At 57.3% G+C, this 16074-nt stretch carries 13 protein-coding genes and 1 pseudogene; 10 read left to right on the forward strand and 4 right to left on the reverse strand.

The window, feature by feature from the left end; all coding sequences use genetic code 11:
• Window positions 1–285 (reverse strand): annotated as a pseudogene (locus tag H6B10_RS01760) (transporter); the annotation flags it as partial.
• Between the two features lie 10 nt (window positions 286–295).
• Window positions 296–487 (reverse strand): hypothetical protein, encoded by a 192-nt coding sequence (locus tag H6B10_RS01765; protein ID WP_204649197.1) that lies wholly within the window; start codon window positions 485–487, stop codon window positions 296–298.
• A 217-nt stretch (window positions 488–704) separates the two neighbouring features.
• Here H6B10_RS01765 and purE point away from each other — a divergent pair, with 217 nt between their 5' ends.
• The 10 genes from purE to purB all read left to right on the forward strand — a co-directional run bounded on the left by purE (window position 705) and on the right by purB (window position 13626).
• A complete protein-coding gene (gene purE / locus H6B10_RS01770; protein WP_204649198.1) occupies window positions 705–1202 on the forward strand; it encodes a 5-(carboxyamino)imidazole ribonucleotide mutase in 498 nt (165 codons plus the stop codon).
• An 89-nt stretch (window positions 1203–1291) separates the two neighbouring features.
• The gene (purC, locus tag H6B10_RS01775; RefSeq protein WP_204649199.1) at window positions 1292–2005 is read left to right on the forward strand and encodes a phosphoribosylaminoimidazolesuccinocarboxamide synthase; all 714 of its coding nucleotides are present in this window, start codon (window positions 1292–1294) and stop codon (window positions 2003–2005) included.
• A gap of 26 nt (window positions 2006–2031) precedes the next feature.
• Window positions 2032–3504: an amidophosphoribosyltransferase gene (gene purF / locus H6B10_RS01780; protein ID WP_204649200.1), complete on the forward strand. Its 1473-nt coding sequence runs from the start codon at window positions 2032–2034 to the stop codon at window positions 3502–3504.
• A gap of 64 nt (window positions 3505–3568) precedes the next feature.
• Window positions 3569–4612: a phosphoribosylformylglycinamidine cyclo-ligase gene (gene purM, locus H6B10_RS01785; RefSeq protein ID WP_204649201.1), complete on the forward strand. Its 1044-nt coding sequence runs from the start codon at window positions 3569–3571 to the stop codon at window positions 4610–4612.
• On the forward strand, window positions 4609–5202 hold the full coding sequence (gene purN, locus H6B10_RS01790; protein WP_204649202.1) for a phosphoribosylglycinamide formyltransferase: 594 nt from the start codon (window positions 4609–4611) through the stop codon (window positions 5200–5202). Before purM ends, purN begins: the two co-directional genes overlap by 4 nt.
• A gap of 3 nt (window positions 5203–5205) precedes the next feature.
• Window positions 5206–5937 (forward strand): IMP cyclohydrolase, encoded by a 732-nt coding sequence (locus H6B10_RS01795; RefSeq protein ID WP_204649203.1) that lies wholly within the window; start codon window positions 5206–5208, stop codon window positions 5935–5937.
• Between the two features lie 3 nt (window positions 5938–5940).
• A complete protein-coding gene (locus H6B10_RS01800; protein ID WP_204649204.1) occupies window positions 5941–7122 on the forward strand; it encodes a phosphoribosylaminoimidazolecarboxamide formyltransferase in 1182 nt (393 codons plus the stop codon).
• A gap of 63 nt (window positions 7123–7185) precedes the next feature.
• Complete coding sequence (purD, locus tag H6B10_RS01805) at window positions 7186–8472, forward strand: phosphoribosylamine--glycine ligase (RefSeq protein ID WP_204649205.1); 1287 nt, start codon at window positions 7186–7188, stop codon at window positions 8470–8472.
• 15 nt (window positions 8473–8487) lie between these two features.
• Window positions 8488–12174 carry a phosphoribosylformylglycinamidine synthase gene (locus H6B10_RS01810; RefSeq protein ID WP_204649206.1) on the forward strand — a complete coding sequence of 1229 codons (3687 nt, stop codon included), beginning with the start codon at window positions 8488–8490 and terminating at the stop codon, window positions 12172–12174.
• Between the two features lie 15 nt (window positions 12175–12189).
• Window positions 12190–13626 carry an adenylosuccinate lyase gene (gene purB / locus H6B10_RS01815; RefSeq protein WP_204649207.1) on the forward strand — a complete coding sequence of 479 codons (1437 nt, stop codon included), beginning with the start codon at window positions 12190–12192 and terminating at the stop codon, window positions 13624–13626.
• A gap of 67 nt (window positions 13627–13693) precedes the next feature.
• Here purB and H6B10_RS01820 read toward each other — a convergent pair whose 3' ends face one another.
• Window positions 13694–14902, reverse strand: coding sequence for a cell division protein FtsQ/DivIB (locus H6B10_RS01820; RefSeq protein ID WP_204649208.1), 1209 nt, complete (start codon window positions 14900–14902; stop codon window positions 13694–13696).
• A gap of 41 nt (window positions 14903–14943) precedes the next feature.
• Complete coding sequence (gene murG, locus H6B10_RS01825; protein ID WP_204649209.1) at window positions 14944–16059, reverse strand: undecaprenyldiphospho-muramoylpentapeptide beta-N-acetylglucosaminyltransferase; 1116 nt, start codon at window positions 16057–16059, stop codon at window positions 14944–14946.
• Window positions 16060–16074 lie beyond the last annotated feature (15 nt).

Consider the following 16074-nt stretch of genomic DNA (forward strand, 5'->3'; position numbering starts at 1 on the left):
CGGGCTGTGTTTGGCCAGCATCTTGATAAACTCGATACCGATGACAATATCCAGCGCACGGGTCAGAAATTCGTAAACCTCCACTTCGTTACCGTCCACGATCAGGCCGGGCATCCATTGCAGCAACGGCACAATGCTGAACAAAAGGCCGACCAGTACAATGCCGGAAAGAAGTACCTCCAGCAAACCGGCTGCTTCGGCAATCTGGTCCCGGAAGACCTGTTTGACATGTTCTTCTTTTCCGTGCAACGTAGTACGCTGGCTGTCTTTGGGCATTTTCTCCATGGGGTACTCCTCACTTCGGGGTATATTTTTCCATATTGTACCATAATTCGACCCGCAGCACCATAGAAATCTTTTTTCTCTTTTTGCCCATTTTTAGAAAGTCATACCTTTCGGTTTCAAGCCCCATCAAAAACGACAAAAAGCGGCAGGGAAAACTCTTTCCTGTGGTTTTTTGGCCGAAAAAACAGTCTCCATCTTGCATTTTTTCCCCTTTCGCCTTACACTGATTTTACAAGGGTACTTTACTTCTTTATATAAAGGGGGAACTTCCGTGCAAGGCTCATTGTTGCGTCTTGGTTTTTTCCACGGGTTCTTTGTACCCCGCATGCCGTATTCACATATCCAAAGAGCGCAGTGTACCGTTTTGCCGGCCGCTGCGCTTTTTTCATCTGGCGTGTAATCAGGAAAGGAGCTTACCAATGAAAAAAGTAGCGATCATCATGGGTTCCGACAGCGACTGGTCCGTTGTCAAGGGAGCCTGCACCGTGCTGAAGGACTTTGGCGTCCCCTTTGAGGCCCACGTCCTCTCGGCGCACCGTACGCCCGAGGCGGCGTCGGCTTTTGCCAAATCCGCCCGTGCCAACGGTTACGGTGTAATCCTGTGCGCCGCCGGTATGGCCGCACACCTGGCCGGTGCCTTTGCCGCCAACACCACCCTGCCGGTCATCGGCATCCCCATGAAAGGCGGTGCTCTGGACGGTCTGGACGCCCTGTTGGCCACCGTGCAGATGCCCAGCGGTTTCCCCGTTGCCACCGTTGCCCTCAATGGCGCCAAGAACGCCGCCTACCTGGCTGTGGCCATTCTTGCCGTAGCCGATGACGAACTGGCTGCCAAGCTGGATCAGTTCCGTGCCGACACCGCTGCGGCCATCGCCAAAAAGGACGCCGCCATTGCTGCGGAAGCCGCTGCAATGTAAACAATTTCTTGCACACTGCCACAAAACGGGGTACAATGAAATTGCGTTTTATCCCCGTTTTTATACATTACATAAAGGGAGCGTTTATCATGAAATACGAAGTTAAAGAACAGATGTACGAAGGCAAGGCAAAGCAGGTTTTCGCTACCAGCGATCCTGAAATCGTCATGGTCCACTATAAGGACGATGCCACCGCCGGTGACGGCGAAAAGAAGGGCACCATCCGCGACAAGGGCATCGTCAACAACAAACTGTCCAACGCGCTGATGCAGAAGCTGGAAAAAGAGGGCGTTCCCACCCACTATGTGGAAGAGATCAATGACCGCGACACCTTTGTGAAGAAGGTTGAGATCGTTCCTCTGGAAGTCATCATTCGCAACGTGGCCGCCGGTCACTTCAGCCTGCGCATGGGCGTTCCCGAAGGCACCCCCTTCAAGACTCCCATCCTGGAATTCAGCTACAAGAACGACGATCTGCATGACCCGTTCATCAACCATTACTACGCTCTGGCCCTGGATCTGGCTACCCAGGAAGAGATCGATACCATCACCAAGTACGCCTTCAAGGTCAACGAAGTGCTGAAGAAGATCCTTCTGGATGCCAACATTCGCCTGATCGACTTCAAACTGGAGTTCGGCCGCCTGTCTGACGGCACCATCATCCTGGCCGACGAGATCAGCCCCGACACCTGCCGTTTCTGGGATGCCACCACCGGTGCTCACCTGGATAAGGACCTGTTCCGCCGTGACATGGGCGGCGAGGCCGACGCATACCAGGAAGTGATGAAACGCCTGCTGGGCTGATTTGAGAAAACGGAGCAGAAAGCGGAATGAGTGAACTTTCTCAATACACCGAATCGCTGCACGAGGAGTGCGGTGTCTTCGGTATCTATGACAAAACCGGCGAGACCGATATGGTCAGCGCCGTATACAGCGCGCTGTACGCGTTGCAGCACCGCGGCCAGGAAAGCTGCGGCATGGCGCTGAACGTGGACGGCGTTCTGTCCGGCCACCGTGACCTGGGCCTGGTGAGCGAAGTATTTACCAAGCGTGTACTGGAAGAACTGCCTCACAACGCCAAAATGGCTACCGGTCACGTGCGTTATGCCACCGCCGGCCAGCGCAGCCGTTCCAATGCACAGCCGATGATCCTGCATCACTGCAAGGGCGCCATGGCTTTGTGCCACAACGGCAACCTGGTCAATGCCCCCAAGCTGCGCCGCAAGCTGGAGATGAGCGGTTCCATCTTCCACGGCACCTCGGATACGGAGGTCATCGCCTATCTGCTGACGCAGAACCGGCTGCTGACCCCCAACATCGAGATGGCCGTCAGCCGCACCATGGATGACATCGAGGGCGCATACAGCCTGGTCATTATGACCCACACCAAGCTCATCGCGGCCCGTGATCCTCACGGTTTCCGCCCCCTGTGCATTGGTGAACTGCCCGACGGAAGCGGCTATGCCTTTGCCAGCGAGTCCTGCGCCCTGGATGCTGTGGGTGCCACCTTTGTGCGCGACGTGCGCCCCGGCGAGATCGTTATTGCCGATCACAACGGTCTGCGCTGCATCGATACCCACTGCGGTACGGCACCGCACACCATGTGCGTTTTCGAGTACATCTATTTTGCCCGTCCCGACTCGGTTCTGGAAGGCACCTGCGTACACGAAGCCCGGCTGCAGGCCGGCCGTTTCCTGGCGCAGGAACATCCGGTGGAAGCCGACGTTGTCATCGGCGCCCCCGACTCCGGCCTGGATGCCGCCCTTGGGTATGCCCAGGAAAGCGGTATCCCCTACGGCATCGGTTTCATCAAGAACAAATACGTGGGCCGGACCTTTATCCAGGGCAACCAGAAGCAGCGTGAAAACAGCGTGCGCATCAAACTGAACGCCATTTCTTCCACTGTCAAAGGCAAGCGTGTTGTGCTGGTAGATGACTCCATCGTCCGCGGCACCACCAGTGCCCGTACCATCCGCCTGCTGCGCGAAGCCGGCGCCAAAGAGGTCCACTACCGCATCAGCGCCCCGCCCTTTGCCCATCCCTGCTATTTCGGCACTGATATTCCTGACGAAAAGCAGCTGATCGCCACCGGCCATACCGTGGAGGAGATCAACAAGCTGGTGGGTTCCGATACGCTGGGCTACCTGAGCATTGAGCATGTGCAGCAGCTGGCCATTCACAGCCACTGCGGATTCTGCACCGGCTGCTTTACCGGACAGTACCCCGTGGACCCTCCGGGGGAAACGATGGACATTGTCTACGACAAGCCGCTGAGCACTTCCAACCCCAAGAAAAAACTGTGACCGGCCCGCGGCCCCCTGCGCCGCGCCCGTGTCTTTGCAACAATACCCGATAGGAGTAACCGACATGGAAAAAAGCTATTCTGCCAGCTACGCCGCCGCCGGCGTGGATATTACGGCCGGCTACCGCTCCGTTGAGCTGATGAAGCAGTATGTGGCCCGCACGATGACCGAGAACTGCATCGGCGGTCTGGGCGGTTTCGGTGGTCTGTTTGAACTGGACTGCTCCGGTATGGAGCACCCGGTCCTGATCTCCGGCACCGACGGCGTGGGCACCAAACTGCGTGTGGCCCAGTATATGAACAAGCACGACACCATTGGCATTGACTGTGTTGCCATGTGTGTGAACGATGTTATCTGCGCCGGTGCCAAACCGCTGGTGTTCCTGGATTACATCGCCTGCGGCAAAAACATTCCCGAAAAAATTGCCGAAATCGTCAAGGGCGTAGCGGAAGGCTGCGTACAGGCCGGCTGCTCTCTGGTAGGCGGCGAAACGGCCGAGCATCCCGGCATGATGCCTGAAGAAGAATACGATCTGGCCGGCTTCACCGTTGGTGTAGTGGACAAGAGCAAGATCCTGGACAACTCCACCATGCAGCCCGGCGACGTGATTCTGGCGCTGCCTTCCACCGGTGTACACTCCAACGGTTTCTCGCTGGTCCGCAAGATTTTTGACATCGACAACCATCCTGAAGTGCTGGACAAGACCTTTGACGGTATGGACAAGACCCTGGGCGAGGCTCTGCTGGCCCCCACCAAGATCTACGTCAAGCCGGTGCTGGCCCTGATGGAGCAGGTCACCGTAAAAGGTGTTTCCCACATTACAGGCGGCGGTTTCTATGAGAACATCCCCCGCAGCCTGAAGAAGGGCTGCGCCGCCCATATTGCCAAGGCCGATGTGCGCACCCCCGCCCTGTTTGAGGTACTGGCCAAAGAAGGCAACGTGCCCGAGCGCGATATGTTCAACACCTTCAACATGGGCGTAGGCATGACCATTGTTGTGGCTGCCGAGGACGCCGAAAAAGCCCTGGAGATCCTGCATGCCAACGGTCAGGAAGGCGCTTACCGCCTGGGCACCATCGTGGAAGGCGACGGGGTGGAACTGGTATGAAGCGTGTAGCCGTACTGGTTTCCGGCGGCGGCACCAATCTGCAGGCCCTGCTGGAAAGCGAAGCCCGCGGTGAAAACCCGGGCGGCAAGATCGTGCTGGTGGTTGCCAGCAAGCCCGGCGTATATGCGCTGGAACGCGCCGCAAACTTCGGTGTGGAAACGGCCGTGGTCGCCCGCAAGGAATACGCCGACAGTGAGGCTTTCGACGCTGCCCTGCTGGATACCCTGCAGAGCCACAACATCGATGTGGTGGTTCTGGCCGGTTTTCTCTCGGTGCTGGGGCCCCGTGTCATCGAGGCCTATCGCAACCGCATCCTGAACGTACATCCCAGCCTGATTCCCAGTTTCTGCGGCCCCGGCTTTTACGGTCTGCGTGTCCACGAAGCCGCTTTGGCCCGTGGCGTGAAGCTGACCGGCGCCACCGTGCACCTGGTCAACGAGGAATGCGACGGAGGTCCCATTCTGCTGCAGAAAGCGGTGGCTGTGCAGCCCGGCGATACGCCGGAGATCCTGCAGAAGCGCGTGATGGTGGAAGCCGAATGGAAACTGCTGCCCCAGGCATTGGCGATGGTTTGCAACGATGAGGTGTAAGCAATGAAAAAGAATTTGTTCAAATATCTTTCCGGCAATGAGTATCCCGGCCGCGGCATTGTGCTGGGCATGACACCTGACGCCCAGAAGGCGGTTATCGCTTACTGGATCATGGGCCGCAGCGCCAACAGCCGCAACCGGGTGTTTGAAGCCATTCCGGGCGGTATCCGTACGGTGGCGGCCGATCCCGCCAAACTGGAAGATCCCCATCTGATCATTTACAACGCTGTGCTGACCCTGCGGGAAACCACCGTGGTCACCAACGGCGATCAGACCGATACCATCGCCCAGTTCATGAACGGCAACCTGTTCCCCGGCTACAGCTTTGAAGCAGCCCTGGCCACCCGCACTTATGAGGATGACGCGCCCAACTTCACGCCGCGCATCTCCGGTGTTGTGGATATGCGCCGCGGCGGTTACAAGCTTTCCATCGTCAAGAGCTGTGAAGGAAACGCCGCCAGCGTACAGCGCCAGACCTTTGACTATCCGCAGCCGGTTGCCGGCGAGGGCCATTTCATCAGCACCTATCTGAAGAACGGTTCCCCCATTCCCAGCTACGCCGGTGAGCCCATGCGCATTGCCATTGACGAAAATGACGGTGCCGAACTGGCCGGCAAACTGTGGGAATCCCTCAACGAAGATAATAAAGTCAGCCTCTTTGTGCGCACCATCACGCTGGAGACCGGCGACTACGAAGACATCATTCTGAACAAATACAATGCGGTGGAGGGTTAATCAATGAAAGAATTTCAACTGAAATACGGCACCAACCCCAACCAGAAGCCCGCACGTATCTACATGGCCGACGACGCCGAGCTCCCGGTAGAAATCCTCAACGGACGCCCCGGATACATCAATTTTCTGGATGCTTTCAACTCCTGGCAGCTGGTTCGTGATCTGAAAAAGGCACTGGGCATGCCCGCTGCGGCCAGCTTCAAGCATGTTTCCCCTGCCGGTGCGGCCATTGGCATGCCCCTGGATGACACGCTGCGCGCCATGTATCACATTGATGCAGATGCAGAACTGAGCCCCTTGGCCTGCGCTTATGCCCGTGCCCGCGGTGCGGACCGCATGTCCAGCTTTGGTGACTGGATCGCACTGTCGGATGTGTGCGATCTGTCCACCGCCAAGCTGATTCAGCACGAAGTCAGCGACGGTATCATCGCTCCCGGCTATGACGCCGACGCCCTGGAAGTGCTCAAGTCCAAGAAAAAGGGCAACTACAACATCGTGGCCATCGACCCGAACTACGAACCCGCCCCGCTGGAGCGCCGCACGGTCTTTGGCGTCACCTTCGAGCAGGGCCGCCAGGATCTGGAGATTTCCAACGAAACGATGCTGATGAACATCGTTACCGAAAACAAGGACATCAGCGCCGACCAGCGCCGTGACCTGATCATCAGCCTGATCGTTCTGAAATACACCCAGTCCAACAGCGTCTGCTATGTACAGGACGGCCAGACCATCGGCGTAGGTGCCGGTCAGCAGAGCCGTGTGCATTGCACCCGCCTGGCCGGCCAGAAGGCTGACAACTGGCAGCTGCGCCACATGCCCCAGGTACTGAACCTGCCTTTCCGTGACGATCTGTCCAAGCCCAACCGCGATAACGCCATTGACGTTTATATCGGCGATACGCCGCAGGACGTAATTGGCGATGATGTGTGGGCCGAGACCTTCACCGAGCAGCCCAAGCCCCTGACCGCCGAAGAAAAGCGTGCATGGCTGGATAAGGTGACCGGTGTGTCCCTGGGCAGCGATGCCTTCTTCCCCTTTGGTGACAATATCGAGCGCGCCCGCCGCAGCGGCGTGACCGCCATTGTACAGCCGGGTGGTTCCATCCGCGACCAGCAGGTTATCGACACCTGCAACCGTTATGGCATTGCCATGGCGTTCTGCGGTATCCGGTTGTTCCATCACTAAAAAATTGCACTTGCCTGCGGCGTTTTTTCGTCGCGGGCAGTTGTGCTGTCAAAGGAGTTTAGTATGAAGATTCTCGTTGTAGGCGGCGGCGGGCGTGAACACGCCATTATCCGCGCGCTGAAGCAAAGTCCCCGGTGCACCGAGATCTGGTGTGCCCCCGGCAACGGCGGCATCAGCTACGATGCCCACTGCAAGGCCATCGCCGCCACCGACGTGGAAGCCATGGTTGCCTTTGCCAAAGAGGAAGCCTTTGACTATGTGGTTGTGGCGCAGGATGATCCGCTGGCACTTGGCATGGTGGACGCACTGGCAGCCGTGGGCATCCCCGCTTTTGGTCCCGACAAGGCTGCTGCACGCATTGAAGCCAGCAAAGTGTTCAGTAAGAACCTGATGCAGAAATACGGCATTCCCACCGCTGACTATGCAGTGTTTGACGATCCTGCCAAAGTCATCGAGTATGTGGAAAGCAAAAACAAGTACCCTGTTGTCATCAAGGCCGACGGTCTGGCCCTGGGCAAAGGTGTCCTGATCTGCCAGAACCACGAGGACGTAGTTGCCGGCGTAAAAGAAATCATGCTGGACAAAAAGTTCGGTGCTTCCGGCAACCATGTGGTGGTGGAAGAGTTCCTGACCGGCCCGGAAGTCAGTGTATTATCCTTCTGTGACGGAAAGACTGTCAAACCGATGGTCTCCAGCATGGACCACAAGCGGGCTCTGGATGGCGACCAGGGTCTGAACACCGGCGGTATGGGCACGGTTGCCCCCAACCCGTATTACACCCCGGAAGTAGCCGAGCGTTGCATGAAGGAAATTTTCCTGCCCACCGTAGCTGCCATGCAGGCCGAAGGCTGCCCCTTCAAAGGCTGCCTGTACTTCGGCCTGATGCTGACCCCGGACGGTCCCAAGGTCATCGAGTACAACTGCCGTTTCGGTGATCCCGAAACGCAGGTGGTCCTGCCTCTGTTGGAAAGTGATCTGCTGACCATCATGGAAGCCACCACCAACGGTACTCTGGCCGAAACGGAAGTGAAATTCCGCAATGGTGCCGCTGCCTGCGTGATCCTTGCCAGCGGCGGTTATCCCCTGTCTTACGAAAAAGGCAAGGAGATTTCCGGCCTTACGGAAGGTCAGCTGCCCGCTTGTGCCGACGTGACGGTTTATCACGCAGGTACCGCTCTGAAAGACGGTGTTCTGGTCACCAGCGGCGGCCGTGTGCTGGGTGTGACTGCCACCGCCGACACACTGCCCCAGGCACTGAAACAGGCCTACGCTGCCAGTGAAAACATCCATTTTGAGAAACTGCATAAACGCAGCGACATCGGTGCACGCGCACTGGCTGCCATGCAGTAATCAGGAGGAACTATAATGGTTTATCGCATTTATGTTGAGAAAAAGCCCGGCTTCGACGGTGAAGCCCAGGGCCTGTTCCATGAGTTGGTTGATTTGCTGGGCATCACCCGGCTGAAAGGCCTGCGCCTGGTCAACCGTTATGACGTGGAAGGCATTGACAAAGCCCTGTTCAACCAGGCCATTCCTACGGTGTTCAGCGAGCCGCCGGTCGATGTGGCCTACACCGAACTGCCTGCCGCTTCCACTGTGTTTGCGGTGGAATACCTGCCCGGTCAGTTTGACCAGCGTGCCGACTCGGCCAGCCAATGCATCCAGCTGCTGAGCCAGGGTGAGCGCCCCGATGTGCGCAGCGCCCGCGTCTACCTGCTGGATGGTGACCTGACCGAAGAAGATCTGGCTTCCATCAAGAAATACGTTATCAACCCCGTGGAAGCCCGCGAAGCCAGCCTGGCAGAGCGCGAAACGCTCAAGATGGAATTTGCCATCCCCACCGAGGTGGAAACGCTGGACGGCTTTACCGCCCTGGATGACGCCGCGCTGGAAGCCTTCCGGACTGAAAAGGGTCTGGCCATGGACCATGCTGATATCGTATTTTGCCAGGATTATTTCAAGAGCGAGCATCGTGATCCCACCATCACCGAGATCCGTTTGATCGATACCTACTGGTCCGACCATTGCCGCCACACCACCTTTGGCACCATTCTGGATGACGTTCAGATCGATGACGAACTGGTACAGGCTGCTTTTGACCGTTACATGGCCCTGCGCGAAGAAACCGGCCGTGACAAGAAGAACCGCACTCTGATGGACTGCGCCACCATTGGCGCCAAAGCACTGAAGCAGCGCGGCATTCTGAAGAATCTGGATGAGAGCGAAGAGATCAACGCCTGCACCGTCAAGATCAAATGTGATGTAGACGGCGAAGAGCAGGATTGGCTGTTCCTGTTCAAGAACGAGACCCACAACCATCCCACCGAGATCGAGCCCTTCGGTGGTGCCGCCACCTGCATTGGCGGTGCCATCCGCGATCCCCTGTCCGGCCGCAGCTATGTTTATCAGGCCATGCGTGTTACCGGTGCGGGCGATCCGCTGAAGCCGGTTTCCGAGACCATGTCCGGCAAGCTGCCCCAGCGCAAGCTGGTCACTACCGCTGCCGCCGGTTATTCCAGCTACGGCAACCAGATTGGCCTGGCTACCGGCCAGGTTGCCGAACTCTATCACCCCGGTTATGTGGCCAAGCGTATGGAGATCGGTGCGGTCGTGGGCGCCACCCCGGCCAGCCATGTCCGTCGTGAGGAACCCGCCCCCGGCGACGTGGTCATCCTGCTGGGCGGCCGCACCGGCCGTGACGGTATTGGCGGTGCCACCGGTTCCTCCAAAGCCCACAAGCTGACCAGCCTGGAAACCTGCGGTGCCGAAGTCCAGAAGGGCAACGCCCCCATCGAACGCAAGCTGCAGCGTCTGTTCCGCCGTGAGGATGCCTGCCGCCTGATCAAGCGCTGCAACGACTTTGGCGCCGGCGGTGTTTCCGTTGCCATTGGCGAACTGGCCGACGGCCTGCGTATCGACCTGAACAAAGTCACCAAGAAGTACGAGGGCCTGGACGGTACCGAGCTGGCCATCAGCGAAAGCCAGGAACGTATGGCCGTGGCAGTGGCTGCTGCCGACGCCGACACCTTTATCGGTTATGCCCATGAAGAGAACCTGGAAGCCACCATTGTGGCTACCGTAACCGAAGAGAAGCGGATGCGCGAGATCTGGAACGGCAAGGCAATTGTAGACCTCTCCCGTGAATTCCTGAACTCCAACGGTGCCGAGCGTCATGCCAACGTCCATATCCTGCCTGCTCATGTCTGGCAGCCACAGTGGGCCGGTTCCACCTTTGAAGAAAAGATGGAAAATCTGGTTTCTGACCTCAACGTTTGCAGCCAGAAGGGCCTGGGCGAGCGCTTTGACTCCACCATTGGTGCTGCCACCGTGCTCATGCCGTACGGCGGCAAGTATCAGCTGACCCCCACCATGGCTATGGTCGCCAAACTGCCGGTAGACGGTGAGACCACCACCTGCTCCGGTATGGCATGGGGTTTCAACCCCTATCTGACCGAAGCGGACCCGTACCGCGGCGCCTATCTGGCCGTTGTGGAGAGCGTGACCAAACTGGTCTGCGCCGGTTTCCATCACAAGGACATGTACCTGACCTTCCAGGAATACTTTGAGCACATGAACGACGACCCCACCCGTTGGGGCAAGCCGATGGCTGCTCTGCTGGGTGCTCTGGATGCACAGATGGGTCTGGGTATCGCCTCTATCGGCGGCAAGGATTCCATGTCCGGCAGCTTTGAAGGATTGGATGTACCTCCCACGCTGGTCAGCTTTGCCACTGCCGTTGGCAACACCAAGGATGTGCAAAGCGCCGAGTTCAAAAAGGCCAACAGCTCCGTTGTCATGCTGCGCCCGCAGTACAAGGACGGTCTGCCGGAAATCGCCAGCCTGCTTTCCATTTACAAAACGGTGGAGCAGATGATCGACGAAGGCAAGGTTCTGGCAGCTGCCACCCCCGGATACGGCGGCATTGCCGAAGCACTGTTCAAGATGTGTGTGGGCAACCATGTGGGCCTGCAGTTGAGCAACGATCTTGACCTGAACGAACTGTTCAAGCCCGCTTACGGCTCTGTCATTCTGGAATTGCTGGACCCCGCTGCCGGTGAATTCCTTGGCTTTACCACTGTGGACTACTCGCTGGAAGCCGAGGGCAAAAAGATTGATCTGGCGCACCTGCAGGAACTGTGGGAGTCCAAGCTGGAGCCTGTATTCCCCTACCGCAAGAAGGGTGACGCTGTGCAGGAGCTGAACTACCCCTGCTCCATGACTGACCGTGTTGCCCCCGCTGTGCGCCTTGCCACGCCTCGTGTGGTGATTCCGGTATTCCCCGGCACCAACTGCGAATATGATACCGCTCGTGCTTTCCGCCGTGCCGGTGGCGATCCCCACATCCTGGTTCTGAAAAACCTGACGCCCGCCGATGTTGCCGAAAGCTGCGAAGCCCTTGTGAAGGAACTGGATGAAGCCCAGATCCTGATGCTGCCGGGCGGTTTCTCCGGCGGTGACGAACCGGACGGCTCTGCCAAGTTCATTTCGGCTTTCTTCCGCGCCCCTGCGGTGGCCGATGCCGTCAACCGCCTGCTGAACCAGCGCGATGGTCTGGCATTGGGCATCTGCAACGGCTTCCAGGCTTTGATCAAGCTGGGTCTTGTTCCCTACGGTGAGATTCGTCCCATCACAGAAAATGACCCGACCCTGACCTTCAATACGATCCACCGTCACCAGAGCATGCTGGTCCGTACCCGGATTGCCAGCAACAAGAGCCCCTGGCTGAGCGAATGCGATGTCAACGACGAGCATCTGATTGCCATCAGCCATGGCGAAGGCCGTTTCGTCTGCAATGATGACCTGCTCCAGAAACTGATCGAGAACGGACAGGTTGCCACGCAGTATGTGGATCTGACCTGCCATCCCACGATGGATCTGCGCTACAACCCCAACGGTTCTGTACTTGCCATTGAAGGCATTACCAGCCCCGATGGCCGTGTGCTGGGCAAAATGGGCCACAGCGAGCGCAGCGGTGAACTGCTCTACAAGAACGTCACCGGCGACAAGTACCAGCCGATCTTTGAGGGTGGCGTCAACTACTTCAAGCTGTAAGAAAGGGATTTCGCAATGGCACAACATGACCGCTATATCTCTCCGTTCAGCACCCGTTATGCTTCGGACGAGATGCAGTATATCTTCTCTGACGACAACAAGTTCCGTACCTGGCGCAAACTGTGGATCGCGCTGGCCAAGGCTGAGCAGAAGCAGGGCCTTGCCATTACCGATGAACAGATTGCCGAACTGGAAGCGCACAAGGATGACATCAACTACGAAGATGCCATCGCCCGGGAAAAGCTGGTCCGTCATGACGTGATGAGCCACGTCTACGCCTACGGCCTGCAGTGCCCCAAGGCAAAAGGCATTATTCATCTGGGTGCTACCAGCTGCTACGTGGGCGACAACACCGATGTGATCATCATGCGGGAAGCCCTGCAGCTGGTCCGTAAAAAGATCATCGGCGTACTGGCAAACCTGGCCAAATTTGCCGATGAATACAAGGATATGCCCTGCCTGGCCTATACCCATTGCCAGCCCGCCCAGCTGACCACTGTTGGCAAACGTGCCACTCTGTGGATGAACGAGCTGTACATGGACCTGGAGGAGATCGATCACCAGATCAGCCAGCTGGCTCTGCGCGGTGTCAAAGGCACTACCGGCACCCAGGCCAGCTTCATGGAGCTGTTCAACGGCGATTCTTCCAAGGTTAAGGCTGTGGAAGCCGATGTCTGCGCCCAGATGGGCTTTGCCAAGGTGGTACCGGTCTGCGGCCAGACCTACAGCCGCAAAGTAGACTACAACGTGCTTTCTGCCGTTGCCGGTTTGGGGCAGAGTGCCATGAAGATGGCTACCGACATCCGCCTGCTGGCCAACTTCAAAGAAATGGAAGAGCCCTTTGAAAAGAATCAGATTGGTTCTTCCGCAATGCCTTATAAGCGCAACCCCATGCGCTGCGAGCGTATCTGCGCACTGAGCCGTTACCTGATGGTGGACGTGCTGAACCCCGCCATGACCGCCGGCACCCAGTGGTTTGAACGCACCCTGGACGACTCTGCCAACAAGCGTATTGCCATGGCGGAGGGTTTCCTGGCGGCCGATGCTATCCTGAACATCCTGCTGAATGTTTCGGACGGCCTGGTTGTTTACCCCAAGGTAATCCGTGCACGTGTCATGGCCGAACTTCCGTTTATGGCCAGCGAAAACATCATGATGAAAGCCGTCAAAAAAGGCGGCGACCGTCAGGAACTGCACGAGCGTCTGCGTGAACACGCAGTGGCTGCGGCAGCGGTGGTCAAACAGGAGGGCAAACCCAACGATATGATTGCCCGTGTGGAAGCCGATCCCGCTTTCGGCCTGAGCCGCGAAGAAATCGAAGCCGAGCTGAGCCCTGACGCCTTCACCGGTCGTGCACCGGAACAGGTTGAGGAATACCTCAAAGACGTGATTGCTCCGATTCTTGCTGCTAACGCCGAGGATGTCGGACAGAAAGTTGAACTGAACGTCTGATTCAGACAACAAAAATCATGAAAAGTCCCCGTGGACCAATGGTCCACGGGGACTTTTTCATTGTTATTTATTGGCTTTCGGCATCGGAAGAGGTATCTGTGGATTCCGTGTCACCTTCTTCACCCTCCTCGCCTTCTTCCGGCTGAGGCGTGGGCGTCGGTTCCGGTTCCTCGGGTGCAAAATACCCTTTGATCTCTCCATCGGTCTGCTGGTAGCTTACATCCAGCGTTCCTTTATCACTGGCTGCCAATCCCTTCTCAGGGTCCAGAATGGCAACAGCTGCCAGACGCACCTTATAATCCATACGGTTGCTGTTTCCCAGCAAAACCTGGATGCGGTCCTGATAGGTAAAGGAGATGTCACTCAGATCACTGATATTGAGTACCGTCACGCCATCGCTCAAGGCTTCCGCTTCCAGTTCATCCAGAAGTTCCATCAGAATCTCTGTTGCATCCTGATGGGCGGTTTCGGCCGTTTCGGTCTCCCCTTCCAACAGCGAATTATAGCTGACCGGCTCCACAAACGCACCCGGTGTAGGGGCAAAATCCGCCGGAAGAGAACAGGAAAGTACCGTTAAGCCTGCCGGCTGCGAAATATCGCTGCGTAAGATTTTGAGAGAATCACTGAGTACAACCCATCCGCCGGAATACATACAGGCAAACCGTTCCGTTGCGGGCGTCACCTTGATGATTACTGTACCGGGCAGCTGGATGTTAACCTCTACATTGTCCAGATACGGGAACTGCGTTTGAAGCTGCGCAGTTTTTTCCGTGGTGGAAAAGCCAAACAAACTTGTATTGGTCTCAATGCCCAGGGCGGCAATGATTTCATCTTCCGTATAGATACCGGTATCTGCCGGTGTGGTCCGGTCGAAAGTTTCCACCCTGAAGGATGTGACCTTGAACAACAGATTGATCGAAACAATCGCACCCAGCGCCAGTACCGCCAAAACGCCCAGGACGCCCAATGCACGGCGCCGGTTGCGGCGCCGCAGCAGTTCTGCCTGCGTGACCCGCCGCTGCCTGCGCGGTTCCCCCGGTGTGTAACCTGCTTTTTGGGGATTGAGCTGCTGTGTCCCGTGCCGATACTGCTGTGCAGGCGGCGCCTGGCGGCGCTGTGGCTGCGGGTTGGGATTGGGGGCCGGACGCCGTGACGCAGTAGTCTGCGGTCTTTGTTTCTGCAGCCCCATTCTGCTGCTCAGACTGCGTTTTTGCGCAGGACGAGTAAAGGAGCCACCTCTGGACTTTTGCTGCCGGCTTCGTTGGTCGCGGTCCATGTGGGTGGCTCCTTTCCTGTATTTTCAAGAGTAAAGTTACTTCACTTTACAAGACTCAGCAATTTTTCGGTAATCAATTCAAGGCTGTGCGGATTGCCCAGCTTTTTGGCATTCGCTCCCATCTCGGCCAGCTTACCCGGCGTTCCAAGCATTTTCTGGACCGTATCGATCAGTTTTTCGCCTGTAAGGTCTTTTTCTTCGATCACAACCGCTGCACCGGCTTTTTGCAATTCCAGTGCATTGTAATACTGATGGTTCTCTGCCACGTTAGGGCTGGGGATCAATACCGAAGCCCGGCCCACAGCTTCCAGTTCTGCCAGAGTCAACGCGCCGGACCGTGCAATGACCAGGTCCGCCGCTGCCAGCAGCTGCGGCATATTGTTGATATACGGTGTTACCACAAGGTTGGGGCCGGGCGCAAATCCCTTTTTCCTTTCCAGGTTGGCAAACAGTCCCACGCCGCGCTTACCGGTGGCATGCAAATGCAACACATTGGCGCCCTGTTCCTTTTCCCAGGCACAGAGGTCCGCTACCACTTCGTTGATGCGGTCAGCGCCCAGGCTGCCGCCAAAGCTCAGGATCACGGTGCGATCCCCTGCTTTCAGTTTCTGCCGTGCCGCCGTGCGGTCTGCCGTGAGAACCTCCGGACGAACCGGGTTGCCCACTACAAACGTCTTATCGGGCGCGCCAAGTTTTTCCACCGCATCGGCGCTGGCTGCCAGTACCAGATCTACATCCTTGGCCAGCAATTTATTGGTCACACCGGGAAAGGCGTTCTGCTCATGGATCGCGGTTTTGATTCCCCGCTTGGCCGCAGCGCGAACAATAGGACCGCTGACGTAGCCGCCGCAGCCAATAACCAGATCCGGCTGCACTTCTTTGAGAATCTTTTGGGTACGGGGGCCGGAAAGCGCCAAATGCCATACCGCAACCACATTGCGCACAATGTTCTCAGGGTTCAGGTGGCGCTGAAAACCGTTGATCTCAATGTGATGAAAAGGATATCCTGCCTTGGTGACCAGCCCGTATTCCATGCCTTCCTGACGACCGGCAAAATGAATTTCCGCTGTGGGAACCGCCGCTTTCAGCGCTCCCGCAATAGCCAGTGCCGGATTGATATGGCCGGCTGTTCCGCCGGCAGCGATCAAAACACGCATATTCTCTCCCCTTTT

The sequence above is a fragment of the Gemmiger formicilis genome (genome assembly GCF_016901605.1).
GTDB lineage: Bacteria > Bacillota > Clostridia > Oscillospirales > Ruminococcaceae > Gemmiger > Gemmiger formicilis_B.